The following is a 26747-nucleotide window of genomic DNA, read 5'->3' on the forward strand; positions in this document are numbered from 1 at the left end:
TCCTCAATATTAGTAGCCGCGTACTGCTCTTGATCGTTCGGCATATGGTGAATCCGGATAACTACCGACTATTTTATCGAATAATGCATTGGCTTCCTCAGTGCGTCCCATGGACTGATATAATCTTGCAAGCAGGAAGAGATTTTCCGGCTCTTCACGGATGGTCACACTAAGCATGTATAGTTCGGCAGCAGTATCCTGCGAACCTGCATTCCACTCATTTGTGGCCTTTTCGGCAAGCTCCTGGTATACTGAGCTTTCCATGATGTGTTTGATGTCCTGATACTGGGCAGCAAGATTCTCATCAACTATCTGATCTGCATCAAGACCTGTGAACAGCTGTGCAGCCAGGACAGAATCTCCTTTATCGTAAGCAACAGTAATCTGGTTAAGGGCCTGGTACTGTCCCATAAAAGACTCGTTGGCATTTTGAAACTGTTCTACCTGCAGAGCCGCTGCTTCGTACTGTTTCTGAAGAGAATCATACTGATTTTTCAGATCACTGTACTCTCTGTTTGCACTGTCCAGTTTTTCGGTATAGGAAATAAGCTCCTGGTTGTTGCTTGAGTTAATAGCTTTTTCCTTAGCGGGCAGCACAAGTAAGTTGAAGGCTAATAAAGCCAGTACTAAACCTACAAGTATGTTTACAATGACCATCCATGGAGATATTTGCTTTACCTCCTGAGGTATAAGAACGTCATCGTCTGTCATTTTACGATGGGAAAAAGCATTCTTAAGTCTGCTTTGTTCGACTTCTTTTCGCCCGGTTTTTTGTTTTACCTCATCCATAAGAACAAGTGCTTTTGGATTATTCCGGTCAATCTTTAAAACTTTATATAAGCTTCTGCCGGCTTTGACCCAGTCTTCACGTTTCATATAAAGAAGAGCCAGAAGAATGTGGGCTTTTATATAGTTTGGGCTATCCTGGATGACCTGGTTAAGCTGCATTATGGCTAAATCTTCATTGTTATTCTGGGCATAGGATAAAGCCTGGTTGTAACGTTTAACATTATCTGAACAAATACGAACAATGGCAGGCTTACGCTGAATCTCTCCAAGGTAATAATCCGCTCTGTTGTTTTCGGGAAGAAGGTTCATGCTGATGATCCATTGAACAAGGGCATCTGCTGTTTCACCGCATTCAAAAAAAATAAGCCCCAAAAGATTTCTGGCATCCTTCTGATATTTGTCAAATTGAAGAGATTTCTTTAGTAATTCGGCGGCCCCGCTAAGATCACGCAATTTTGCACGCTCCAGTGCGAGGTTATAGTAGCAGTTGGAGATGCGTTCCAGGGTTAAATCATATTTCATTTCTCTGAATCCTTCTTTATTTTGATTGCATCCTCAATCAGCCTGGTCATTATGTCATTCATATCAGTGAGGTCAATTTTTACAATGGCGTCTTCTATCTGATCCACATCAAGGCTCGGCTTGAAACGCTGTATTTCATCTTCGTAATTAATCATATATGCATCTTTCTGTTTTAAGATTGATTTCAGCTTACAGTTGTATGATCATGCTGTTCTTGACACGTATATGGGTTTAGATTAAAATTTGCAAAGTGTCTAAAAACATGGCATATAATAATAGCTTATCAAACAAGTTTAGCACATCTTACTAGGGCATTCAAGGAAGATAAACCGGCGCTTTATGACACTTGTGTAATGAAATTGTAAATGATTGAAAGCTTTTAAAATGGTATTCCAAAGCCCGGATGTTTTGGTAATAAATGTTTTCGACAGGAGGATATATGGAAGGTTTAGTTAATTCTATAACACAGAATCTGCAGGGAGTTGTATCTAAGGAAATGATAGTTTTTATCATCTCTATGATGCCGGTTCTGGAACTTAGAGGGGGTCTTTTGGCGGCTTCAATTCTTAATGTTCCATACATTAAAGCATTGATCATATGTGTAGTTGGTAATCTTCTGCCCATTCCGTTTGTGCTATTCTTTATTGAAAAGATAGTTGTAGCACTTGAGAAATTTGGACCAACAAAAAAAATTGCAATGATGTTGAGAAATAAGGTTGAAAAAAACCGCGAATCCATAGAGAAGTATGACTTTTGGGGTTTGGTTTTATTTGTCGGTATACCGCTGCCGGGAACCGGAGCATGGACAGGATCACTTGTAGCCGGACTCCTTCATATGAAGAGAAGGAAGGCTATTCCTGCAATACTTACCGGAGTGGTTATGGCTTCAGTCATCATGTCAATTATTTCATACGGTATTCTGGGAAATATCATAAGATAGAAAGATACAAAAAAGATGCATGAGCTTTAAGCTCCTGCATCTTTTTCTAACTGCGGAGAAAGGGACTTGAACCCTCATGAGTGTTACCTCACACGGACCTGAACCGTGCGCGTCTGCCATTCCGCCACCTCCGCGAACCATTAGATATTAGCATATTAGAATTGCCCCGTCAACACCAAAATAAGCCATGGGTTAAGGGCTGAAGACTGGGTGAAATGCAGATCTAAAGTAAAGCTGCAGATATAAATGAGTGATAATCGTACGGAATCTTATTACCTTCTCAAAAAAATACCCGGTGTGTATACACCGGGTATAGTCATCGATTTAAGTAATCAGATTACTTGTTGATCTGAGCCTTAGCTGTCTCAGCAAGCTTTGCAAATCCCTCAGGATCAGCGATAGCTACCTCTGAAAGCATCTTACGGTTCATGTCAACACCAGCTGACTTAAGACCGAACATGAACTTGCTGTATGAAAGACCATTAAGTCTTGCTGCAGCATTGATACGTGCGATCCAAAGCTGTCTGAACTGTCTCTTTCTCTCCTTACGTCCTCTGTATGACTCTGTGAGAGCTCTCATTACGCTCTGCTTAGCTACTCTATAGTGCTTTGAACGAGATCCTCTGTAGCCCTTAGCAAGCTTGAGTACTCTATTATGCTTCTTCTTAGCGTTTAATCCGCCCTTAATTCTCATTTTAATTTCCTCCTCTAAAGACTACAAAAATTAAAGATATGGAAGAATCTTCTTCATTGTCTTTACGTTTGTTGCATCAACAACGATATCCTTGCGAAGACATCTCTTACGCTTAGTTGTCTTCTTTGTAAGGATGTGTCTCTTATAAGCCTTGTTTCTTACGAGCTTACCAGTTCCGGTAACCTTAAAGCGCTTAGCAGCTGCTTTCTTTGTCTTAAGCTTTAACTGTGCCATATTAGCCTCCTGTGAATTTACTTTTTAGGACTTATAACAATCGCCATATTTCTGCCTTCGATTTTTGCAGGTTTATCAAGGATTGCAATATCCTTTAATTTTTCTGCAAACTCGTCGAGGATGTACTTGGACTGATTCATACGGGACATCTCACGTCCTCTGAATCTGAGAGCAACCTTGACTTTGTTACCCTTTTCAAGGAATTTTCTGGCAGCCGACAACTTTGTATTGAGATCGTTGGTATCGATGTTTGGTGTCATACGAATCTCTTTGATCTCGGTTACATGCTGGTTTTTCTTGGCCTCTTTTTCCTTACGCATCATCTCATAGCGATACTTACCGAAATCGGCAATCTTGACAACAGGCGGCGTCGCATTGGCTGCTATCTTGATAAGATCAAGATCAGCGTCTTTCGCCATCATGTAAGCTTCCTTGGATGACATGACACCTAACTGGTCTCCGTTTGCACCAATGACTCTTACTTCCTTGTCTCTAATCTGTTCGTTAATTTCAATGTCTGCGTTTTTCTTAATAGCCATAAACTCCTCTCCGTGATACAAGCTGTAAAAACAAAAAAATATGGTGGATTGTAAGCCAAATCCACCATAATGAAAATACACGAAGTAATAATCAAATATGAACCCGGGTCAGTATCGTACTGCCGAGGTGAGGTGGATACCTACTTTCCTGTGTCTTGATAGACTAGTGAAGCTTAACATTTCTTATAATAACTGTCAAGCGATTTTTGAAAAAAACTGATTGATATGTTATTCCGGTTTGTCCGGGGAATCGATTATGTCATCGATTATTTTATAGATTTCCTGAAGTCCCTGTTTTGTTTCAGCAGAGAAAGGGATCATGACGCAGTTTTCTGTTGCATTAAGGCATTTTCTTATATCTGCAACCTGCTTCTTGACCTGAGATCTTTTTATTTTATCAACTTTAGTCAGTATAACAATAGGTTCGAATCCTGTGGACTGTTTTACAAAGTCAAACATCTGTATGTCCTGTTTTGACGGATCGTGACGAATGTCTACAAACTGAATGACTTCTTCGATATCTTCCGAGGTCTCCAGATATTTGTTTATCATACGTCCCCATTTTTCCTGCTCTACGGCTCCTGTTGCAGCATAACCGTAGCCAGGGAGGTCAACAAGGTAAAATTGATCGTTTATATTGTAAAAGTTTATGGTTCGAGTTTTACCCGGGGTCGAACTTGTTCTGGCGTAATTTTTTCGGTTGATAAAAGCATTAATGAAGGAAGACTTTCCTACATTTGACCTTCCTGCCATAACAAATTCAGGCTTCCCTGTTGAGGGAAGCTCTGATTTGACACCTAATACCTGATCGAGATTGACTGATAAGATTTTCAATGATTTCTCCTTTATGGTTCGACAGTCAGAGTTATGCTGACTGATTCTCACCTTTATTGAAGAATGAAGAGTCTTTACGTGATGTCTTTGACTGCTCCTCATCCTTATGAGTTATTACAGGATCACCGTTATTGGTGACAACATCCTCAGTTATCTCCACTGTTGAAATATCCGGCTCGGAAGGTATCTCATACATGATGTCTGTCATCATATCTTCCATGATGGAGCGCAGACCTCTGGCACCGGTTTTTCTTGCAACAGCTTTCTGCGCGATGGCGGATACTGCATCTTCTGTGAACTCAAGGTTAACACCGTCGATCTCAAATAATTTCTTATACTGCTTTATAAGAGCATTCTTAGGAGTAGTAAGTATCTGCTTAAGGGTGTCGACATCGTGAGACTGTAATGTGACATCTACAGGTACTCTTCCTATGAACTCGGGTATGAGACCAAACTTGACAAGATCCTCAGGCTGAACTTCTTTGAGAACGTCATCGTAGTTTTCCTTATTCTTTTCAACTATCTCAGCACCAAATCCTATGGAACCTGATGCGATACGCTTTTCAATAATATGCTCAAGACCGTCAAATGCACCTCCGCAGATGAAAAGAATATTGGTGGTGTCTATCTGTATAAGCTCCTGCTGAGGATGCTTTCTGCCTCCCTGAGGGGGTACAGAAGCCACAGTGCCTTCAAGAATCTTCAAGAGAGCCTGCTGGACACCTTCACCGGAAACATCACGGGTAATGGAAACATTCTCCGATTTCTTTGTGATCTTATCGATCTCATCGATGTAGATGATACCTATTTCTGCACGCTTTATATCATAGTCTGCTGCCTGTATGAGCTTAAGCAGAATATTCTCAACGTCCTCTCCTACATAGCCGGCTTCTGTCAATGCTGTTGCATCGGCAATGGCAAAAGGTACGCCAAGGATTTTGGCAAGGGTTTGTGCAAGATAGGTTTTTCCTGTACCGGTTGGTCCGATCATAAGAATATTTGACTTTTGTACATCTATATCCTTAATCTTCGATGTGATTCTCTTATAGTGATTATAAACTGCGACGGAAAGAACCTTTTTTGCATCATCCTGGCCTATTACAAATTCATCCAGGAAATCCTTGATCTCCTTGGGCTTTAAAAGCCTGATGTCAGATGTATCTGCGGAAGAATCATCGGATCCGGTTTCTTCATCCAGAATTTCCTGGCATAAATCCACACACTCATCACAGATATATGTATTATTGAGACCTGCAATAAGTTTATGCACCTGCTTGGCAGACTTTCCGCAAAATGAACAGCGGATCTTGTCTTCGGGTTTCATTGCCATATATATACCTCATTATAAAAACTGCCGGTTCCCGGGCTTCTCTTGTGGAGAACCGGTATAAATACTGTTATTATTATTTCTTGCTTGCAAGACCCTGATCACGTGATTTGAAAATATGATCAACGATGCCGTACTCGAGAGCCTGCTCTGCTGTCATCCAGTGATCTCGTTCTGTATCAGCCATGACTTTTTCAAAAGGTTGTCCGCAGTTTGCTGCCAGGATCTCAGCCATATGCTTCTTTGTACGGAGTATCCATTCTGCTGTAATCTGGATTTCTGTAGCCTGTCCCTGAGCTCCTCCGGATGGCTGATGGATCATAACCTCAGCATTGGGAAGGATCATTCGTTTTCCCTTTGTTCCGCCTGCAAGGAGAAATGCTCCCATGGAAGCTGCCATACCCACGCAAATTGTGGAAACATCACACTTGATATACTGCATGGTATCATAAATAGCCATACCGTCTGTTATAACACCACCGGGGCTGTTGATATAAAGGCTGATATCTTTGTCCGGGTCCTCGGACTCAAGGAATAAAAGCTGCGCAACTACCAGAGATGCGGTGTCATGATTTACTTCGTCTCCTAAAAAAACAATTCGTTCATTAAGAAGTCGTGAAAAAATGTCATAAGAACGTTCGCCTCTTGAGGTTGACTGTATGACATAAGGAATTGTTGTAATATCACTGAAATTCATATTTTGCCCTCCATTTTAAGATTATTCTACTATTGTCTAAAATCGAAAACAATGAAGTGTCACTTCACTATTGGTCACAATCCTTATTATTAACAAAAAGGCGATGCAGACAAATATGCATCGCCTTTTTGCCGGTTTAAAATATATGATAGTCTGATAATTCCGGATCCGGTTAATTTAATTACTCTGCTGACTCATCATTGTCAGACTTCTTTGACTTCTTCTCAGCCTTAACAAGATTTGCCTCAGAAACGAGGAAGTCAACTGTCTCCTGGAATGAAAGATCCTTTCTCATGCTCTCCTTCTGGGAGTCTGTAACATTCTTCATGAGATCTTCATACTTCATCTTGTATGACTCAGCAAGCTTCTTGAACTCTTCATCAATGCGCTCATCAGATACAGTAATGTTTTCAGCCTTCATAACTGCTTCAATAACAAGAGATGTCTTGATGTTTCTTTCTGCGCTTGGAAGCATCTGCTCTCTGAGCTGCTGAACAGTCTGACCTGTGATCTTTAAGTACTGATCCATAGGGATGCCCTGCTGCTGAAGTCTCATCTGGTAATCATAAACCATGTTATCAAGCTGGGAATCGATCATTGCCTTAGGAATATCTACAGAAGCATTCTCTACAACCTTTGCGATAACGCTGTTCTCATTAGCTGTTGTAGCTGACTTTTCCTTCAAATCCTTAAGGCTCTTCTTGAGGTCCTTCTTGTACTCTTCAAGAGTATCGAACTCGGAAACCTCTGATGCAAATTCATCATCTGCCTCAGGAATCTGCTTCTCCTTAACAGCCTTGATGGTTGTCTTGAAAAGGGCTGCCTTTCCTGCAAGATCCTTTGCGCCATACTCTTCAGGGAAAGTAACATTTACATCAACAGTCTCACCTGCTGTGTGTCCGATGAGCTGATCCTCAAATCCCGGAATAAATGTTCCTGATCCGATTGTAAGAGGATAATCCTCTCCCTTGCCGCCTTCGAACTCCTTGCCGTCAACAGTTCCAACGAAATCGATGGTTGCGATATCATCCTTCTTGATTGCACGCTCTACGTCGATAACACGTGCGTTCTTCTCAAGCTCCTGCTTAAGCTTATCGTTAACTTCCTTAGCAGATACGGTTGTATCAGCCTTCTCAACAGTTACACCTTTGTACTCGCCAAGAGTTACTTCAGGCTTAACTGCTACTGTAGCTGTATAGATAAGATTCTTGTCCATGCCGATCTGATCAACACCGATTTCAGGTCTTGATACGATCTCAAGACCTGACTCCTTAGCGGCATCAGGATATGTCTTATCAAGAATCTCGTTAAGTGCATCCTCGAAAAATACCTGTGGTCCGTAGGTCTTCTCGATCATATCCTTAGGAACACGGCCTTTTCTGAAACCGGGGATGTTGAAACGTCCCTTGTTCTTGTTATATGCAACATCAATGGCCTTTAAAAACTCGGCATTGTCTACCTCTACGGTCAGCTTGGCCATATTGTTTTCAAGATTTTCAACTTTAACGCTCATTAAGAGTACCTCCAAAACTTATCGTTTCTAAATATTTTATATGCAACCCACAGGGGAAATGCGCATACTTCTCCCGCGCGTAAGCACGTCCGAGTCAAGAGTATAACACGTACTTTAGCTTATATCAAGGATTTTTGCGAAGGCAGGATGCCTCTTGCCAGCCTGGAATTTGTATATTCGCCACCGGCAGTGACGTCGGGGCCGAACCATTCCGGAGCTATAAAAGAGTTTTCCTCTTCGATAGTTTCGAATTCAACTTCCACAAGACTAAAACCTGAAAGCTCCCCTTCAAATATATCGAGCTCGGCAGTGTGTTTTCCGACCGGTATCATATACCTTTTTTTTCTTATGACTGATCCTTCATGCTTCTTCAGTAGATTTTCATAGGAGGCCTTGTCCAACGGCAGGTTATATTCTTCGTGGAAAAAATCCCCGATACCTTTATATGTCAGTTCGTATTTGTCGGTTTCTTTACTTTCGTCATGTCGTATCCTTATGGTGGGACTAAAGTTAAGGTAAGCCTGTTCCAGAAGACGTACCGGATACTGTTCCAGGTTCCCGGGCATTTTTTTAATCAAAAATTTACGTTCTATTTCCATTCCCATAGTAATCTCCTATAGTCAGATGAATTATAGGATCAGAGCCTGTTGAGATAACTGCAGCTGTAATCTTTCGATATATTATGCACAGCATTTTTTAGATATATAAAAGAGCCGGGCATATAGTCCGGCTCTGAAAACTCTGATCAATATAAATTACTCAGCGTCTGTCTCTTCAATTTTCTCTGCTTCTGCTTTTCCGACTGCATCGATATCTACATCGGCAACGTCAGTATTCTCAGCATCCGGAAGAAGTGCCTTCATGCTAAGAGAGATCTTACGATTGTCAACATCAAGGTCTACAATCTTAGCCTCGATATCCTGTCCAACTGTAAGAACATCAGCAGGCTTGTTTACGTGATCCTTTGAAATCTGAGATACATGAAGAAGTGCATCGATACCCTTCTCAAGCTCGATGAATGCACCGAAATCAGTCATACGGGCTACCTTGCCGCTTACTGTTGTACCAACAGCGAACTTAACCTCTGCATCCTTCCAAGGATTCTCATCAGGGAACTTACGTGTAAGAGCAATTCTCTCACCGTTGATCTCCTTAACGAGAGCTGTAACTTCCTGACCCGGCTTGAAGATCTTCTTAGGATTCTCGATTCTTCCCCAAGACATCTCTGAGATATGAAGAAGACCGTCAGCTCCGCCGAGATCGATGAATGCACCGAAATCAGTAAGATTCTTAACTACACCTGTGCGAACATCGCCAACCTTTAACTCTGAGAAGAGCTTGTCATGCTGCTCTCTCTTTGTTGCAGTCATAAGCTGCTTTCTGTCACCGATGATTCTGCGCTTCATAGGGTTGAACTCAGTGATTACGAACTGAACATCCTCACCCTGATACTTGTTGAGATCTCTCTCGAATGTATCTGAAACAAGAGATGCAGGAATAAATACTCTTGCACCGTTAACTTCAACATTGAGACCGCCCTTAACAACCTGAACAACTTTTCCTGTAAGAACTGTCTGATTCTCGTAAGCTTCCTTAAGCTCCTCTGATGCCTTGGAAGCAATAGCCTCTCTGTGAGAAAGAGCTACCTGACCTTCACCGTCATTTACCTTCTTTACTTTGCATTCAATCTCGTCACCTACATTGACTACTGTGGTAAGGTCTAATGTATTGTCTGCGCTGTAATCGCTTCTTGTCATGATTCCGTCTGACTTGTACCCAATGTTGAGTGCAATCTCATCAGGCTTAACACTGATAACTTTGCCAGTAACAATCTCCCCTGCATGAATAGATTTTAATGATGCGTCAAGCATCTGTTCAAAACTCATTTCTGACATAATTTTGAACCTCCTCAATAATTTCTTTCGGGGTGCTTGCCCCAGCTGTAATACCTACGTTTTGAATCGCGTCATCGTAATTAAAGTCAAGATCGTGAACCGTCTGTATCAACTGGGTTTCCGGACACTGGTTTTTGCAAATCTCGAATAACTTTTTTGTGTTAGATGAACTGCTTCCTCCAATAACTATCATGGCATCGGACTTTTTTGCAAGTTCCTTTGCTTCAGACTGTCTCTCGAAAGTCGCGTTACAAATCGTATTAATAGCATTAACATCATAAAACTTTTTTTTCAAAATATCAATAATTTGTTGAAATTTGTCCGTGTTGAATGTTGTCTGTGCCACTACTACAACTCTCTGCCCGTTTCCTTCCGGAAGCTTTTCGGCAGATTCTATATCAGGAATGGTAGAAATATCACCTTCTCCCCAGCCTATGATGCCGATTATCTCCGGATGATCCGGATTGCCTATGACAAAAACTTTTTCTTTTTCGTAAGTATATTTTTTCGCCAGCATCTGGATCTTTCTGACGAACGGACAGGAGGCATCGATGGTTTCGATCCCTCTTTCCTCCAGAATATTGTAAACGGACTTTGGTACTCCATGAGCCCTGATAATTACTATTCCGTCAGTTAGTGCTCTGAGATCGTCTTCTGTCTCAAGAATTTTAACTCCGTAGGAAGCGACTTTATTTACAACTGTTTCGTTATGGACTATGGGTCCGTAAGTATATATCTGCTTTCGGGCACCTTCCGGTTTGTTTTTTTCTCTTTCGATTATCTCATAGACAGTATCAACCGCCTTTTGAACACCGAAACAGAAACCTGCTGTTTTGGCTAATGTTACATTCATCTCTTTATCACTATATCCAGAATACTGTCTATGGTTTCGTCAATTGTAAGATCGGAGCTGTCAATAAGCACCGCGTCAGGGACTTTAATGAGTGGAGAATTCTCCCTGTGCATATCTCTGTAGTCACGTTCTTCGATTTCTTTTTCAACTTCCCTGATGTCACAGGTCTCGCCCTTTTCCATCAGTTCTTTTGCACGGCGTCTTGCCCTTTCTTCTACCGAAGCTGTAAGATAGATTTTTGTATCTGCATTTGGAAGAACCTTCGAACCGATATCACGACCATCCATGACTACAGAGGTTTTCGAGGCAAGCTTTTGTTGGAGAGCTACCAGCAGGTCTCTTACAGGCTGATACTGTGATACTGTTGAAGCAGCTGCGCCTACTTCCTGTGTTCTTATTTTAGAGCTTACATTTTCTCCATTGAGGAAAACCTGCTGTGCGCCTTCTTCGTCATAGCTTATGCTAATGTCTATATCCTTAATGCTGGCAACAACTGAAGATTCATCATTTGTGTTTATTCCGTTGTTAAGGCAGTAAAGTCCCACTGCTCTGTACATGGCACCCGTGTCGATATAAACATAACCGAGTTCTCTGGCTACTGCTTTTGCTATTGTTGATTTTCCTGCTCCGGCAGGTCCGTCGATTGCTATACTGTATGGCATATTTTCCTCCTGAATTATGTATCAAAGATTTCTTTTCCTGATACCTTTTGATTAACATATTGGTGTTTTATGGCACCTTATGAAGGTGTGGTACTTTTGCTGTAAGAAAGCTTCATGTTAATGCTGCCTGCTGCCCTGCAAGGTGTCCCGTTGAAAAGGCCATCTGCATATTGAAACCTCCCGTGTAACCGTCCACATCCAGAACCTCTCCGGCAAAATACAGGCCTTTGACCTTTTTGGACTCCATTGTGTTCGGGGATATCTCCTTAACCGAAACTCCGCCCTGAGTGACGATGGCCTCTTTGAAGCTTCCGGTACCGCTTACGGTATAATCAAAGTTTCTTATAAGGTCAACGATGATTTTTCTTGTCTCACGGCTGACTTCACTAACCTTTTTGTTTATGTCGACTCCCTTCTGTTCAAGTCGGGCGTTAAAAACAGGAATAAGCTGTGAAGGAAACAGGTTGGTAAAAGCATTTCTGAGTTCCTTGTTTTTGAATTCCTGAAAATCCCTGAGAAGCCTTTCGTCAAGCTGCGAGTCATTGAGGGCAGGCTTCAGGTCTATATGGACTGTCAGGATCTTTCTTTTTGAAGGATCATAAGCATTGAGATACTTTGTAAGAACTGCAGATGCAGAAATGATTACAGGTCCTCTTAAGCCCTCCTCCATAAAGTCCAGATCACCAAAATCTTTATAGTAGATTTTACCGTTGTCTTCAGTGATACGTACCTCTATATTTTTTAAAGTAAGACCCTTTAAACGGAATATATCAGGTTCATGAACCGTGAGGCAGACAAGTGAGGGATAGGTTTCCGTAACCGTAATACCTGCTTCTTTTGCAAATCTGTAGCCGTCTCCGGTAGAGCCTGTTGAAGGATAAGCAAGACCGCCGGTGGCGACTATCACTTTGTCGGCGGGATATTTACCATGTGATGTTTCTATTCCGGCTACCTGATCTTTTTTTATGGTAACAGCCCGTACTTCGGTTTTGTAATGGATCTCAACGCCAAGCTTTTTGATATAATGCTTCAATGCATCCGTGATGCTGTAAGCATGGTCCGATACAGGGAATACACGGTCACCCCGTTCTGTTTTTGTGCGGCATCCGTTTTTCTCTAAAAGATCAATAACATCATCATTTGTGAATGAGTAAAGGGCGGAATACAAAAATCTGGGGTTTGTGACATAGTTTTTGAAGAATTCTTCAATGTCACAGGCATTCGTGGCGTTACCCCGGCCTTTTCCTGTTATAAAAATCTTCTTTCCCAGTTTGTCATTTTTTTCTGCCAGATGAACCTCGGCATCGGGATTTGTTTCTTTGGCTGCTATGGCAGCCATCATGCCGGCTGCACCACCGCCTATAACGTAAATCTTCACTTAATCTCCTGAATTGTTTTTATGATAAAAATTACCCGGGTCTTTTAAGTCCCGGGTAAAAGAATGATCAGATTCCTTTAGTTTTTAGCACTTAAAACAAACATATTATATATTGCTTTAATTGCTTTTTCAAAGTCTTCGTTTCTGACTCCGATGATGATATTGTACTCACTTGATCCCTGATCGATCATTTTGATGTTGATGTATTCATGGGCAAGTGCTGAGAAAATTCTTCCGGCAACACCGCGTGAGGACTTCATGCCTCGACCTACTACAGCAACAAGTGCTATATCGGATTCAAGCTCTATCATATCAGGGTTAACGGCACGCTGTATTCCGTTAAGAACCTTCTGCTCACAGGTCTCCAGCTCTTCCTGATGTATAACCAGAGTCATGGTATCAATGCCGGAAGGAATATGCTCAAAAGAAATATGGTTGTCTTCAAGAACTGTCAGGATCTTGCGACCGAAACCTATCTCGGCGTTCATCATGGCCTTTTCAATGTTGAGGGCGCAGAAATTTTTCTTACCGCTTACACCGGTGATGACGAAACGAGGCTTTTTCAGAGTGTCCTGTACTATCATAGTTCCGTGATCATCAGGTTTGTTTGTGTTTTTGATCTGGATAGGGATACCCTCTTTACGTACAGGGAAGATGGCGTCCTCATGAAGTACTCCGGCACCCATGTAGCTTAATTCTCGAAGTTCCCTGTAAGTAATATAATCGATCACTTCAGGATTCTTAACGATACGTGGATCTGCTACAAGAAATCCTGATACATCAGTCCAGTTTTCATAAAGATCTACATGTTCGGCAGCCGCAATGAGGGAACCGGTAACATCAGAACCTCCTCTGGAGAAAGTTACGATATCACCATTATCATTTGCGCCGTAGAATCCCGGAAAAACAGCATAATCAACATCAGTCAGTGCATCATTGATTGCTGTTTCGGTTTTTGCGAAATCGCAGGATCGGTCCTTGTTGAATACAAAGCAGGATGCAGAGTCGATAAATGTAAAACCAAGGTATGCAGCCATAAGTTTTGCATTGAGGTATTCACCTCTGGATGCTGCATAGTCTCTGCCGGCACCATCAAGTAGGTCATGAGCTATCTTTTCAAAATCCTCATCCATGTTGAGGTTGAGACCAAGTCCGTCAATAATCTCCTGATAGCGTTCCTTAATCTTTGACAGGATTGGATTGAAATTCTGTTCAGAGGATGCAGCATTGTACAACTGGTACAGCATATCTGTAACCTTTGTATCATTGGAATCACGCTTACCGGGAGCAGAAACAACTATGTAATGTCTGCTTTTATCTGAAACAATGATCTCCTTTACTTTTTTAAACTGTTCTGCAGAGGCACAGGAACTGCCGCCAAACTTTGCTACCTTAATCATGATTACTCCCCTATTTTGTAAATGATATACATGAACAGAATTATAGCATCCGAACAAAGGATAAACAATATTTCAATCTAATATATCAGGTATTACCAAATCGAGGTATATGTAGACCAGAGCGGTCGGGCATCCATTTGAATGCGTTGAGCTGAGTCGAGAAAAATCAAGACAGACCCCCTTAGAACCACTTGGTCCCATTTTCCTTAGCCCCCTCGCCAAGTCAGATTTTTTATAAAGAAAATATCTGACATTGCTGCCCAAGATTTGTTTTTTAATCTTGGGAGCCGCGCGGCTTTGAGCGGTTCAAAAGAATCCGTCAGGATTCTTTCTTTGGCGAGGGCCTAGTGGTTCTTAGGGGGTCTGTCTTAGATTTTTCCGACGAAGCGACTCGCGTTCAAATGGATGCCCGACCGCTCGCATCACTCATTCCTGATGGCCGCAAGAGGACTAAGCTTCATGGCACGGACTGCCGGAATGTAACCTGCTATGGAACCCACAGCAATGGCAAAAACGATGGAGAAGCCTGCCAGCCAAAGAGGTATATATGACAGAGATCCATCATTGCTGCCGTAGCCTATAAACATGGAAATCATGTCATTGTTCCCGGAGGAACTGAAGAAATTGATAATGCAGGAAATAATGTAGCTTACTATAAGTCCCGCGATACCGCCCATGAGACCTATGATGCCGGATTCAAAGAGGAACATGTTTTTGATATCTGACATATCACATCCAAGCACCTTCATTACACCGATTTCTTTCGTACGTTCATATATGGACATCATCATAGTGTTCATGATGCCTATGGCGGCAACCAGAAGGGAAACTCCTCCGATACCTCCCAGAACCATCTGAACCATATTGAGGGACTCCTGGGCAGATTCCAGCCATTCCATATTGGAACTTACACTAAAACCAAGATCCGAAATCTGAGTCTGTACGTCCTTGACATTGGCCATATCATCAACAAAAACATATATTGTATCGTATACGTAATAGGTATAGGCCTTTCCGTTTTTGGTTGTTCGGGGGTTGGGGACCAGGGCTTTCTTATATATTTTCTGCAGGAAACGTTTCAATGTATCGATGTCGGCATATACATTGTAAGAGTCATAGGACCAGTCTTCTTTTCCGCCGCGTATGATGCCGCTTATGGGAAAAATGTATTTTTTTGCTGCCTTTGATTTTGTTGTGGTTTCCTCGGAACTGTTATTTTTCTTCTCGCTGTAGCTGCTTTCCGGAAATGTCAAAAAGATGGTATCTTTATCCGGGTTGATCTCAATGCTTTCATATGTAGTGGGCTTATAGAAGGAGTTATATAGTATCTGGTTTCCCAGGATAAGGCTGAGCTGACCCTGATTGGGTTCGGGAATGGTGCCGCCTTCCCGTAGCTTTAATTGCTCCAGATAATATTGTGAGACACCACAGATCGTAAAATTAGATTCATAGCCATTGCATTTAGCCGTGGCATTTATCTCCAAACTGGGGCTTACGCTCACCACATGGTCAAGTGATGCGAAGATTTCAGCATTTTCATCCGTGAGCTCCATCTGCTTCTTGTTTTTTGAGCTGCTGTCTCTGTTTTCGTAGCTTTCACGGACCCGGATCAGAGTGAGCGAGCCCTCATCCTGATAGGATTTGAGCATCATATCACTCATACCGAGACCAAGGCTTACCATGACAACTATGGACGCCGTACCGATGACAACGCCAAGGATGGTAAGCAAAGTCCTGGTTTTTCGCCTTCTGAGATTACTTATTGCTAGTTTAAATAAATCAGATAGTCTCATCTGTACCCTGTTTCTGTTCCTTTTCCTTCTTCTTTTTTCTGATGAAGAAGATTATTCCCAATGCTCCCAGAATGCCGGCAATTACCGCTCCGGGAATTATAAAGGAGTTTATAGAAGAAGCTTTGGCGGGGTCCGCCTCCTCAGGGGTAACCCTTTCTAAATCTTCAGGTATATCCTCTATCACATAAAGATTTATGGTTTCTTCCTGTGATGAGGTCTCTCCGTTAATGTCTTCATAGGTGATGGTGACATGTATGGTTCCGTCATCCGTTGTCGGGGAAAATCCAGTGATCATGGCATCAACATTTCCCGTTTCGCCCGGTTTAATGTTTCCGACATAGGCACTTGTGTTTTGTATGGAATCGGCCTCAAAGGCTACGGTTACATTGTAAAGGATAACCTTACCGGTATTGTTTATATTGAACATGACATTGGATTCGCTTCCGACTGTCACGCTTGGAGGCATGATGTCGAAACCTGTGCAGGACAGACGGGGAATCTGTTTTACTTCTACATCCAGTGTCACTTTTTCTTCTGCATTCTTAAACTCAGGTGAGTCATACTTCTCGTTTACGGTAATTGCATAGGCTCTCGGATTTACACCTGCGCCTGCAATCATAGTCCAGGAGACCTCCTTTGATTCACCTGCGTTAAGAGAGTTTATAACTGTAGAGTTGGAGCCGTTTTCTGTTGAGAAAACATTGGAATTATCAACCTTTTCGGATTCTACGGTAAGAAGAATGTTACTGGCGTTGATATTCGTGCTGGCATTTTCTATTTCCACAAACAGCTTAAAAGGCTGACCTGCAAAAACTGCTTCCGGTTCGGTATGGTATGAACCTACAACGAGACGTGCTTTTGTACGGTCGTTAGCATTGAACTCTCTTGTGGAGTCAGGCTCAGTGTCGTTCATGGAAGGGTTATTGATATTTACATAAAAGGTATGAGTTTCCTTTGATTGTAAGGTTGCATCAGGTGTGCGCTTGTAAGTCACGGTATAATCGATGGGATAATAACCGCTGGCAGCATTCTTTTTTATATTCAGGACATAAGCCGGGGTGATGATTTCTTCGGGAGTTACCGCCTCGAAGGTCTGGTCATAGTTTGACTGGCTTATTTCAAAAGGGAATTGCTTTGAGGCACTGGCCTTTGAATAGGCAGTATTCTGGAATTCTTTAGTTGGGTCCAGAGCATTTTCCATATGAACCTTTACATCGTAAAGAGTGCGATTTGTCTGGTTTCGGAAATTCACGGTATAAGCCATCTGTGACGGATAACTTGCAGCCGGGGTAGCCTGGTTTTCGCCTACCACAAAAGCGGATTCCTTCTCGGTTGAAGCAGGATCCGTTATCTCCCCCTGATCGATTACTGAAATGTTTATGAACTCGGCCCGGTTGAGGCTTCCGTATGAGCCTGAAGGATTTTCTGGAACATCATAAAATATAGATACGGGAACCCCGTAGTAACCGGCTTTGATGTCACTTCTTAAGTGTACATTAAATGTGACCTCAACGTATTCTCCCTTTTTGAGGGTGCCCAGTTTCTTTTCCTGAGTCATGGTGGAGGAGTTGATCTCCAGAGGATAAACACCTCCGTCTACAGGGTATGTGAGACCGAGGGAAGCATTGTAAGCCCGGGCGGCACCTGCCTGGTAGCCTTCGTTGTATGCTTCTGATTCCGCTGACTCATCGTCGGGATCGTAGGGATTGGTTCTGTTTGCACTAGGTACTATACCGTTTGTGTTGATGAGATTCTGGTCCTGTGAAAGACGAACCCTTACATTGTTTATCTGTTCGGTTTTCGGATTGTAGAGACCGTTTTTACCGTTATAGCCGATACGTACAGTCAACTGCATATCCTGACCTACTACACCTTCAGGGGTGGGATCGGCGTCATGGATGAACGTATTGAGATTAGTATCCACATAGGAGGCTCTTGCACTTATTGGTGAAGTGACAGCTATGACACTCAGAACCATAAAAAAACATATGAATATGCTTAAAAATTTTTTGATCAAAAGATTTTTCAATAATACAGCTTTTCTCATACTTCCTCCGGTACTGTCGGAACAGTACCTTTATATTTACTCACGATTTTTAATCGTATATCAGGTTTCCGGTGTAACGACACAAAAAGGTTCTGAACCGGTTTCTCTAAGGATGTCCTGTTCTATGGAACTCTCTTTATTGATGACAGTTTCTACTATATGACCGTCTACTACCCTTAACTGGCGATCTGCCCATGAAGCAATATGCGGATCATGGGTTACCATGACCAGGGTGCGGTGCTCTTCTTCCACTATTTTTTTCAGCAGATTAAGAACATCATTTGTCGTATGTGAGTCCAGGTTACCGGTTGGTTCGTCTGCAAAAATAATCTTTGGATCTATAACCAAAGCCCTTGCGATACCTACACGCTGCTGCTGACCACCGGACATCTGATTCGGCATGTGCATCCCCTGATCACCTATACCAATGAGTTCCATATAGTGCTTTGCGGTTTTTGTACGTTTCTCTAAGGATACGCCACGAAACATAAGTGGCATGGATACATTTTCAAGGGCATTCATGGAGGGGATCAGATTGTAGCTTTGGAAGATAAAACCTACATTTTGCCTTCGGAAAGCCACCAGCTGTGATTCATTCATCCGGTCAATGCGTTTGCCGGAGATCTGGATGATCCCGCTGCTTGGGGCTTCCAGCCCTGCCAGCATATTTAAACAGGTGGATTTTCCGGAACCTGAGGTTCCGACTATTGCAATGAACTCACCCTTATATATATCAAAGGATACGCCGTTCAGGGCATAGACTTTGTTGGTTCCTATATTGAAGATTTTATATAAATCCCTGACCTTTATAAGTGGTTCCAATAGAATCCTCCCATAGTATAACATCATAAAACAGGGAAACACTGATTCAATGTTTCCCTGATGATGACGAAATATGTAAAACAATTATAGTGTATGTTATTGATTAATACAATCTACGAATACTTTAAGAAAATGACGAAAAAATACAGGGCTCTCCGTAAATAAACCCGCATATTGCCGACTATCGGGAATTAAAAAGTCTGTTAACGGATCGTTTTATGATATCCGCTAACAGACTTTAGGTTTTATTTTGGAGAAACGGTGAACTTACACAACGTTTACTCAGAAAAATTATTTCTTACCCTCAATGGAGTTCCAGTTAGGTATAAGAACTTTGGTTCCGCCCATGTAAGGCTGGAGAACCTCAGGGATAGTAACTGAACCGTCAGCCTGAAGGTGATTCTCGAGGAATGCAATAAGCATACGTGGTGGAGCTACACAGGTATTGTTAAGGGTATGTGCAAGGTGGATCTTTCCATCTTTACCCTTGATACGAATCTTAAGTCTTCTTGCCTGGGCATCTCCGAGATTGGAACATGAACCAACTTCGAAATACTTCTTCTGACGAGGTGACCAAGCTTCCACATCACATGACTTTACCTTAAGATCTGCAAGATCTCCTGAACAGCACTCAAGGGTTCTTACAGGGATATCCATGGAACGGAAGAAATCTACTGTATTTTTCCATAACTTAGCATACCAGTCCATAGAGTCTTCAGGTTCGCAGACTACGATCATCTCCTGCTTCTCAAACTGGTGGATACGGTAAACACCACGCTCTTCAAGACCGTGAGAGCCCTTTTCCTTACGGAAACAGGGTGAATAAGATGTGAGTGATAAAGGTAATGTATCTGCCGGAAGGATCTGATCGATGAAGCGGCCGATCATGGAGTGCTCAGAAGTACCGATGAGGAACAGATCTTCGCCCTCAATCTTGTACATCATGGCATCCATTTCAGAGAATGACATAACTCCATCCACAACCTTTGAACGGATCATATATGGAGGGATACAATATGTAAATCCTCTGCCGATCATGAAGTCGCGGGCATAGCTGAGTACTGCTGAATGAAGACGAGCGATGTCTCCGAGCAGATAGTAGAATCCGTTTCCTGCAACTCGTCCCGCAGCATCCATATCGATACCGCCGAAGGATTCCATGATATCTGTATGATATGGAACTTCAAAATCAGGAACAACAGGCTCACCAAAACGCTCATTCTCTACATTATGAGTATCATCCGGACCTATAGGAACAGACGGATCGATAATGTTAGGGATGATCATCATACGCTTTGTAAGCTCTTCGTTAAGCTTAGGCTGTAACTCCTCAAGCTCCTTGAGTCTGTCGGCATACTTTGAAACCTCTGCCTTGACCTGCTCAGCCTCATCCTTTTTACCCTGAGCCATAAGAGCACCGATCTGCTTGGAAACAGAATTCTTCTTTGCACGAAGGTCATCTGCCTCCTGCTGGCACTTTCTGGCCTCTGCGTCATATTTGATCACTTCGTCAACAAGTGGAAGCTTCTCTTCCTGGAACTTCTTTTTGATGTTTTCTTTTACAAGCTCCGGATTTTCTCTGACAAATTTAATGTCTAACATAAGATCCTCTCTCCTCCCGGAAATAATCTGTAATACTGTCCGATCTCTGATCGGAAATTAAGCACAGCGTTTCGCCGTCATGCGATTTTTGATACGCACGCTCGTTATATATGCTGAACGCACCTAATAACTATAGCGTTATTTTTTTGTATTTTCAAGTTATATGAGGCGAATGCTTATTAATCTGAATCCGAAAGATGCCGGAGAAGATCTTCGAACTGCACACCTTCGATAACGGGTACATTAAGCTCTTCGGAATGTTTTATTGCAAGTCCGACGAAATCTGCTGCGGAACGACATGCCTTCTCGTGATCTGTACCCTTCAGGAGTTTAGCGCTTATAATGGCACTGAAAAGATCTCCTGTGCCCGGTCTTCCGTTTCCTGTACGGGGATTACGGATGAATCTGAGATCTCCATCGGTTTCGGAAAGGACATTTAAAAGCATTTTTTCTCCTGCTTCGTTCTCTTCTTCGATTCCGGTAACTATGATCGCTCCGGGTGTTATGTGATGAAGGGCAGACAATAAGGAATTGAAAACCATACCTTTGGCTGCGTCAAGCTTGCAGTCTTTCAGGGTTTCCTTCATGCCCTCATAATCAAAATCAGCCAGGAGCGCGGCTTCAGTGAGATTCGGTGTAAGGAGGTCGGCATACTTTGCAAGAGATAGCATTGCTTCAATATGTTTTTGTGTCATATGACGGTAAAGACTTCCGTTATCAGCCATTACAGGGTCAAGTATAACCGTGAGTTCAGGATTTCGCTTTTTTTGTTCCCTGATAAAGTCTTCTATCAGAGGATGTTCCTCCGTATCCCCGAGATATCCTATAAGGATTCCATCAAAGCTAAAGCCGTTTTTGTTCCAGGCATCAAAGAAACCGGAAAGATGATCCTTAAAATCAACTTTTGCGACTTCTTTAAATGCTGTATGACTGCTCAAAATGGCTGTAGGCACAGGACATGCGGTAACTGAAAGGGTAGATACCACAGGTAACTGTATGGAAAGAGAACTTCGGCCAACGCCGCTAAGGTCATTTATAACTGCAAGTTTTTTCATTTTGTGATAAGTCCTTTTATACTTAACGAATGAACCGGTGACATTGAAAAGATCAGTATCTTCGTTGTGATTTCAGTTCATTGTATAGAAGTACATAACTGTCGTAACGTTCTCTGGATATTTCGCCCTTCTGTACAGCATCTTTTACAGCACAGTCTTTTTCTCCTATGTGGATACAGGTTTTAAAACGACAGTTTTGTCTGTGGCTCTCGAATTCGGGGAAATAGTACATAAGCCGTTCCGGATCGATGTCATTGACATAGAGAGAAGTGAAACCGGGAGTATCCAGCACATAGGTGTCGTTATCTATATAGAAAAATTCTGTATGTCTCGTGGTGTTTTTTCCTCGCTCAATCTTACGGCTCAGTTCTCCGGTTTCCATATTGGCATCCGGATGTATAAGATTTGTGATGGAGGATTTACCTACGCCGCTGGGGCCGGAAAGAACTGTGGTCTTTCCGCGGAGAACCTCTATGATTCTTTCATAACAGTCTCCGGACTTTGTGCTTATTTCCAGAACTTTATATCCTGCGTTTCTGTATATCTCCGGGATGAGTTCCGGGTGCTCTGCATGAATTTCCGGAATCGATAAAGCTTTGTCTTTCTTCTTTTTCCACTTTGGAACAGAGGTTTCCTGAGACTCTTCGGGAAAGTCACTTTCAGGAACATCAATGAGATCTACTTTATTGAAAAAAATGACCACAGGTATGTCCCGCTGTTCCATATGGATGAGAAATCTGTCAAGAAGACTCAGATTAGGATCCGGGTGCTTCAAGGCAAATACAACTACTGCCTGATCAATATTGGCAACTTCCGGACGTATCAGCTGGTTTTTCCTTGGAAGGATGCGGATAACGGAGCCTTCCCGTTCCTTTTCACTGTCCTGGACCGGCTCAATCTCCGCATCATCTCCAACCAAAGGCTTTTCATTACGATTTCGGAATATACCTTTGGCACGGCACTCGTAGTCACCTTCTCCCGTGTGAACGTAATAAAAACCTCCTATTCCCTTGTAGATTTTTCCTTTTAAAGACATTTCAACCTCATGAATCTTAGTTTGCGCGATACGGCCTTCAAGCGAATATTTATATTCATTTGAAGGCCAACGTGACATCGAGTAGGGGTGCCTTCCCCCTACTCGATTAAGCAGCCTACTCCTCCGGGGAGAAAGCACATGCAAAGGAAGCAATGACAGTATCGGTGGAGGCATTAACAACTTCAACGACACCTGAAGTTATTCCTTCTTCACCCTTTATAGTCGGGAATACAACCTGAAGCTCTGTTCCGACGGCATAGGAACGGGCTTCCTGAAGAGTTCTGTAGTGCTCCTCTCCGTTCACATCCTGCCGGAGTCGTATGGATACAAGCATGGTTTCACTTGATCCGGGTTCTGCACCTGATCCCAGGGAAACGGTTGTACTGATAGAACTATACCAGCCGTCATTGCCTGATGCTATCGTCTCAAGCTCTCCCGGTTCTACCGACTTGACACTGGCAATTCCGTTAGGTCCCGCCGAAACAGTAAAGCTTATGGTGGTGCCCTTCGGTACAGGAGTTCCTGCTGCTATGGACTGTCCGGTCACGATACCTTCTTCTGTAGTATTGTCCGGGAGATAGGAAATGTTTCCCGGTGTCAGTTCAAGAAGTGACAAGGTTGTCAGGGCATCTGTTTCTGTGTATTCTTTAAGATCCGGAACATTGACAACGTTCGCATTAAGTCCTCTTGAAACCACTATCTCAAGCGGTTCAGAACCTGATGAATCGGGTTTGTTTGTCCGGATCACATATCCTGCCGGAATCGTATCCGAGTATTCCTCAGTTACGCTGTACGGAATTTCGCGCTCCTTAAGGCGGGTCTCAATATCCTGAAATTTTGTCTCATTGAGAGAACTAAGGTCATAAGGATTGTTTTTATTGTAAAAAACAATTGTCTGTGGACCTTTGGAAACAGTAACCTCTATGGTGCTTCCGGCAGTATAATCCCTGTCGGGATAGCTGATGATAACACCCTCATTATAGGTGTCAGAATATTCGGCACCGGATGATAATATCCTGATTCCGTATTCACTGAGTTCATCTTCCGCTTCATCTATTGTCAGACCGATTATGCCCTGAATACGTGTTTCAAGGGCGGAAATGGTAATGCTGACAGCAGTCGTTTCCTCGGTTTCTTCAGTCGTGGCAGCTGTTGTTTCCAAAGGAGTTGTGTCACGGGTGAAGAACTCAACTGCATTTTTTCCGATGATCAGAACAAGGATCAGTATTGCGATACCGCATATGATTGTAATGATGCGGGAAAGCATAATGTGATCTTTTATTATATTGTGATCATAAAGGAAACCCAGTATTCCGCTATACTGAGGCTGCTCTTTTGAACCTGACTGATCCTGCATGGACTTAAGTTCATCCAGCTCAGCAGGCGAAAGTATTCTTGTATCATCCAGATCCTCAGGAATGTTTCCCTTAAAGAAAGAACCACTGGGATCCTTAAGAGCTTTCCTGAGATCCTCACCGAGTTCTCCTATGTGCTGATAACGTTTGCCCGGGCGCTTCTGCATACACTTGAAGACTGCTATATCAAGTGCCGGATAAACTTCAGGAACAAGATCGCGAACTCTGGGAATCTTATTCTCCATGTGGGCAAATACCACGGCAACGGAGGTGCTTCCGTCATAAGGGACCTTACCTGTAAGCATTTCATATAATGTGCAGCCGAAGCTGTAGATATCAGATCTTTCATCAGCTTGTCCGGAACGTGCCTGTTCGGGAGAGATATAATGTACCGAGCCCATGACGGTTGTGTTTACGGTCTGCTGAGTGGCAGCTCTTGCTATACCGAAATCGGCTACCTTAACAGTGCCGTCATCGGAAACTATCATATTCTGAGGCTTGATGTCACGGTGTACTATGCCGTTTTTGTGAGCCTGTTCGATACCTCCCACTACCTGAAGTGCCAGAGCGATGGCTTCCCTGGAGTCCATGGCGCCCTTTCTCTGAATATAAGTTTTTAAAGTAATGCCTTCCACAAGCTCCATCACAATATAGTGGAGCTTATCCTCGTGATTATCTACGATGTCATAAACTGCAACTATATTCGGATGATTGAGTTTCGCGGCAGCCTGAGCCTCATTTTGGAATTTCTTAATAAAATCTTCGTCTTCACAGTACTCTTCTTTCAGTACCTTGATGGCCACAGCACGTCCCATCTTCTTATCTGTGGCACGATAAACATAACTCATTCCGCCCTGACCGATGAGGGAGTCAATTTCGTATCTGTCATCAAGGAGCTGTCCTTCCTGAATCATCATGACTCTGCCTCCTCTCTGTAAGGGTCAACAAGTACGATGCCGATGTTGTCCTTACCACCGTTGATATTGGCTATATCGATCAATGCCTGAACCTTGTTTTCGACAGAATTCCGTTCACGGATGATGTTACGGATACTTTCATTGTCTGCCATGTTGCTGAGTCCGTCTGAACACATAAGAAAATAGTCTCCTTCAGACAGTTCAACTTCAAAAAAGTCGGCAGCTACACGGGGTTCGATACCCACTGCACGGGTTATGATATTTCTGGAATTAAGGTATTCCTGTGAACCACGGCGCATAAAACCACGTCTGACCATTTCTTCCACGTAGGAATGATCCCTGGTGATCTGCTTTATGGTATTTCCGTGGATGATATAAGCTCGGGAATCTCCGATGTTACTTACGGTGATGACATTATCATCAATAAATGCTGATACCAGAGTTGTGCCCATACCGCTATAGTTTTCATCTTCCATTGACAGTTTGTACAGACGTTCATTAACAGAGGAAATGGCGTTCTGTATAAGCTGAACAGATGTAATGTCTTTTGGTGCTTCACTGATGTATTTTTTAAACTCTTCCACAGCAAAACGCGAGGCAAAATCACCTGCTTTATGACCTCCCATGCCGTCGGCAAGGAGGAAAAGATTAGGTAATACCCCTACAGGCTTTGAAGTCGCAAAAACGTAATCCTGATTCATACGCCTTTTGCGGCCTTTGTCTGTTTTTGCAAAAAAGTCCATCATCTACTCCTTAAATAGGTAATCTCTTCTTAATTGTCCGCAGGAACCGGAGATATCAGAGCCCATTTCCCTGCGTATGGTGGCTGCGATGCCGTTCTTTTCCAGGATATGCTGAAATGCTTCGATCTTGCTGCGGTCCGGACGTTTCCAGTCTCTTTCCTTAATGGGATTTACAGGAATGAGGTTCACATGACACTGGAGCCTGCCCTTCTGTTTCATGCCATGTATAAGGCGGACAAGCTGCTGCGCCTCGTTTTTGTTGTCATTGACACCTTCAACTACAGAATACTCAAATGTTACACGACGTCCGGTTTTTTCGAAATAATACTCTATAGCAGGCATTATCTCCGACAGAGAGTATTTATTGGCTATAGGCATAAGGGTTTTACGGGTTTCGTCATTTGGCGCATGAAGGCTCAGGGCCAGAGTGATACCGTAATTCTCGTCAGCCAGTTCTCTTATACGGGGAACAATGCCGCAGGTGGATACAGTGATATTTCTGCGGGAAATGTTGAGCCCGTTTTTATCTGAGATCATACGGATGAAACGGGTGAATTCATCATAGTTGTCCAAAGGTTCTCCGGAACCCATGATGACAATATTGTCTACCCTTTCGCCGGTGTCTTTTTCCATCCGGTAAACCTGCCCGAGCATTTCACCGGATGTGAGATTTCGGGCAAGGCCATCCAGGGTTGAAGCACAGAATTTGCAGCCCATGCGGCAGCCTACCTGGCTGGAGATACATACTGAATTGCCATGCTGGTATTTCATCCAGACTGACTCGATCACATGACCGTCTTTCATGCGGTTTATGAATTTTTTGGTTTCATCGATCTGAGAGGTGAGAACCTCAACGGTCTCCGGCAGTGTGGCATAGTAGTCCTCTGAAAGTTTTTCCCGGAGAGACTTCGGGAGATTGGTCATTTCGTCGAAACCGTCAGCAAGCTTCACGTGAAGCCATTGATAAAGCTGTGCTGCGCGAAAGGACTTCTCCCCCATGCTTTCTATTAATTCTGTTAATTCCTTTATTTCAAAGTCTCGTATATTTTTCATTTTGATAAATCCGGTTATTTCTGTTCGGATTCTGGCGCTTTCTCGTG

Annotated in this window: 25 protein-coding genes and 1 tRNA gene; 1 reads left to right on the forward strand and 25 read right to left on the reverse strand. The window is 42.8% G+C overall.

Annotation, left to right across the window (positions count from 1 at the left end; all coding sequences use genetic code 11):
• Positions 1-9 precede the first annotated feature (9 nt).
• Complete coding sequence (locus tag T357_RS0103015) at positions 10-1311, reverse strand: tetratricopeptide repeat protein (protein WP_031548483.1); 1302 nt, start codon at positions 1309-1311, stop codon at positions 10-12.
• The gene (locus tag T357_RS21375; protein ID WP_175456412.1) at positions 1308-1466 is read right to left on the reverse strand and encodes a hypothetical protein; all 159 of its coding nucleotides are present in this window, start codon (positions 1464-1466) and stop codon (positions 1308-1310) included. The genes T357_RS0103015 and T357_RS21375 overlap by 4 nt, the downstream gene beginning before the upstream one ends.
• A gap of 284 nt (positions 1467-1750) precedes the next feature.
• Here T357_RS21375 and T357_RS0103025 point away from each other — a divergent pair, with 284 nt between their 5' ends.
• A complete protein-coding gene (locus T357_RS0103025) occupies positions 1751-2251 on the forward strand; it encodes a COG2426 family protein (RefSeq protein WP_031548485.1) in 501 nt (166 codons plus the stop codon).
• 51 nt (positions 2252-2302) lie between these two features.
• Here T357_RS0103025 and T357_RS0103030 read toward each other — a convergent pair.
• From T357_RS0103030 to rlmN, 23 genes are all read right to left on the reverse strand, one after another.
• A tRNA-Leu gene (locus T357_RS0103030) sits at positions 2303-2385 on the reverse strand.
• A 203-nt stretch (positions 2386-2588) separates the two neighbouring features.
• A complete protein-coding gene (gene rplT / locus T357_RS0103035) occupies positions 2589-2945 on the reverse strand; it encodes a 50S ribosomal protein L20 (protein ID WP_029200494.1) in 357 nt (118 codons plus the stop codon).
• A gap of 30 nt (positions 2946-2975) precedes the next feature.
• On the reverse strand, positions 2976-3179 hold the full coding sequence (gene rpmI / locus T357_RS0103040; RefSeq protein ID WP_031548488.1) for a 50S ribosomal protein L35: 204 nt from the start codon (positions 3177-3179) through the stop codon (positions 2976-2978).
• 17 nt (positions 3180-3196) lie between these two features.
• The gene (gene infC / locus T357_RS0103045) at positions 3197-3718 is read right to left on the reverse strand and encodes a translation initiation factor IF-3 (RefSeq protein ID WP_029200496.1); all 522 of its coding nucleotides are present in this window, start codon (positions 3716-3718) and stop codon (positions 3197-3199) included.
• Positions 3719-3946: 228 nt separating this feature from the next.
• Complete coding sequence (yihA, locus tag T357_RS0103050; RefSeq protein WP_031548490.1) at positions 3947-4552, reverse strand: ribosome biogenesis GTP-binding protein YihA/YsxC; 606 nt, start codon at positions 4550-4552, stop codon at positions 3947-3949.
• Positions 4553-4583: 31 nt separating this feature from the next.
• Entirely contained in the window at positions 4584-5882 is a 1299-nt protein-coding gene (clpX, locus tag T357_RS0103055; protein WP_031548492.1) for an ATP-dependent Clp protease ATP-binding subunit ClpX, read from the reverse strand.
• Between the two features lie 73 nt (positions 5883-5955).
• Positions 5956-6576 carry an ATP-dependent Clp endopeptidase proteolytic subunit ClpP gene (gene clpP / locus T357_RS0103060; RefSeq protein WP_078037969.1) on the reverse strand — a complete coding sequence of 207 codons (621 nt, stop codon included), beginning with the start codon at positions 6574-6576 and terminating at the stop codon, positions 5956-5958.
• A gap of 181 nt (positions 6577-6757) precedes the next feature.
• On the reverse strand, positions 6758-8089 hold the full coding sequence (gene tig, locus T357_RS0103065; protein WP_031548496.1) for a trigger factor: 1332 nt from the start codon (positions 8087-8089) through the stop codon (positions 6758-6760).
• 119 nt (positions 8090-8208) lie between these two features.
• Positions 8209-8688 (reverse strand): CYTH domain-containing protein, encoded by a 480-nt coding sequence (locus T357_RS0103070; protein WP_031548498.1) that lies wholly within the window; start codon positions 8686-8688, stop codon positions 8209-8211.
• A gap of 156 nt (positions 8689-8844) precedes the next feature.
• Entirely contained in the window at positions 8845-9984 is a 1140-nt protein-coding gene (gene rpsA / locus T357_RS0103075; RefSeq protein WP_031548500.1) for a 30S ribosomal protein S1, read from the reverse strand.
• Positions 9965-10837, reverse strand: a complete 873-nt coding sequence (gene ispH / locus T357_RS0103080) for a 4-hydroxy-3-methylbut-2-enyl diphosphate reductase (RefSeq protein WP_031548502.1) — start codon at positions 10835-10837, stop codon at positions 9965-9967. The genes rpsA and ispH overlap by 20 nt, the downstream gene beginning before the upstream one ends.
• A complete protein-coding gene (gene cmk, locus T357_RS0103085; RefSeq protein ID WP_031548503.1) occupies positions 10834-11499 on the reverse strand; it encodes a (d)CMP kinase in 666 nt (221 codons plus the stop codon). The genes ispH and cmk overlap by 4 nt, the downstream gene beginning before the upstream one ends.
• Positions 11500-11611: 112 nt before the next feature.
• Positions 11612-12877, reverse strand: a complete 1266-nt coding sequence (locus tag T357_RS0103090; protein ID WP_031548504.1) for a BaiN/RdsA family NAD(P)/FAD-dependent oxidoreductase — start codon at positions 12875-12877, stop codon at positions 11612-11614.
• A 77-nt stretch (positions 12878-12954) separates the two neighbouring features.
• Positions 12955-14277, reverse strand: a complete 1323-nt coding sequence (locus tag T357_RS0103095; protein WP_031548506.1) for an aspartate kinase — start codon at positions 14275-14277, stop codon at positions 12955-12957.
• Between the two features lie 422 nt (positions 14278-14699).
• The gene (locus tag T357_RS0103100) at positions 14700-16070 is read right to left on the reverse strand and encodes an ABC transporter permease (protein WP_031548507.1); all 1371 of its coding nucleotides are present in this window, start codon (positions 16068-16070) and stop codon (positions 14700-14702) included.
• Entirely contained in the window at positions 16057-18117 is a 2061-nt protein-coding gene (locus T357_RS0103105; protein WP_049962236.1) for a COG1361 S-layer family protein, read from the reverse strand. The genes T357_RS0103100 and T357_RS0103105 overlap by 14 nt, the downstream gene beginning before the upstream one ends.
• A gap of 60 nt (positions 18118-18177) precedes the next feature.
• Positions 18178-18966 (reverse strand): ABC transporter ATP-binding protein, encoded by a 789-nt coding sequence (locus tag T357_RS0103110; RefSeq protein WP_090814922.1) that lies wholly within the window; start codon positions 18964-18966, stop codon positions 18178-18180.
• A gap of 264 nt (positions 18967-19230) precedes the next feature.
• Positions 19231-20541, reverse strand: a complete 1311-nt coding sequence (serS, locus tag T357_RS0103115; protein ID WP_031548514.1) for a serine--tRNA ligase — start codon at positions 20539-20541, stop codon at positions 19231-19233.
• A 179-nt stretch (positions 20542-20720) separates the two neighbouring features.
• Positions 20721-21596, reverse strand: a complete 876-nt coding sequence (locus T357_RS0103120) for a pyridoxamine kinase (RefSeq protein WP_031548516.1) — start codon at positions 21594-21596, stop codon at positions 20721-20723.
• 52 nt (positions 21597-21648) lie between these two features.
• On the reverse strand, positions 21649-22632 hold the full coding sequence (gene rsgA, locus T357_RS0103125; RefSeq protein WP_031548518.1) for a ribosome small subunit-dependent GTPase A: 984 nt from the start codon (positions 22630-22632) through the stop codon (positions 21649-21651).
• A 115-nt stretch (positions 22633-22747) separates the two neighbouring features.
• A complete protein-coding gene (pknB, locus tag T357_RS0103130) occupies positions 22748-24904 on the reverse strand; it encodes a Stk1 family PASTA domain-containing Ser/Thr kinase (protein ID WP_044915992.1) in 2157 nt (718 codons plus the stop codon).
• Entirely contained in the window at positions 24901-25647 is a 747-nt protein-coding gene (locus tag T357_RS0103135; RefSeq protein WP_031548521.1) for a Stp1/IreP family PP2C-type Ser/Thr phosphatase, read from the reverse strand. The genes pknB and T357_RS0103135 overlap by 4 nt, the downstream gene beginning before the upstream one ends.
• 3 nt (positions 25648-25650) lie before the next feature.
• A complete protein-coding gene (gene rlmN / locus T357_RS0103140) occupies positions 25651-26700 on the reverse strand; it encodes a dual-specificity RNA methyltransferase RlmN (RefSeq protein WP_031548523.1) in 1050 nt (349 codons plus the stop codon).
• Positions 26701-26747 lie beyond the last annotated feature (47 nt).

The sequence above is a fragment of the Oribacterium sp. FC2011 genome, from assembly GCF_000701645.1.
Lineage (GTDB): Bacteria > Bacillota > Clostridia > Lachnospirales > Lachnospiraceae > Oribacterium.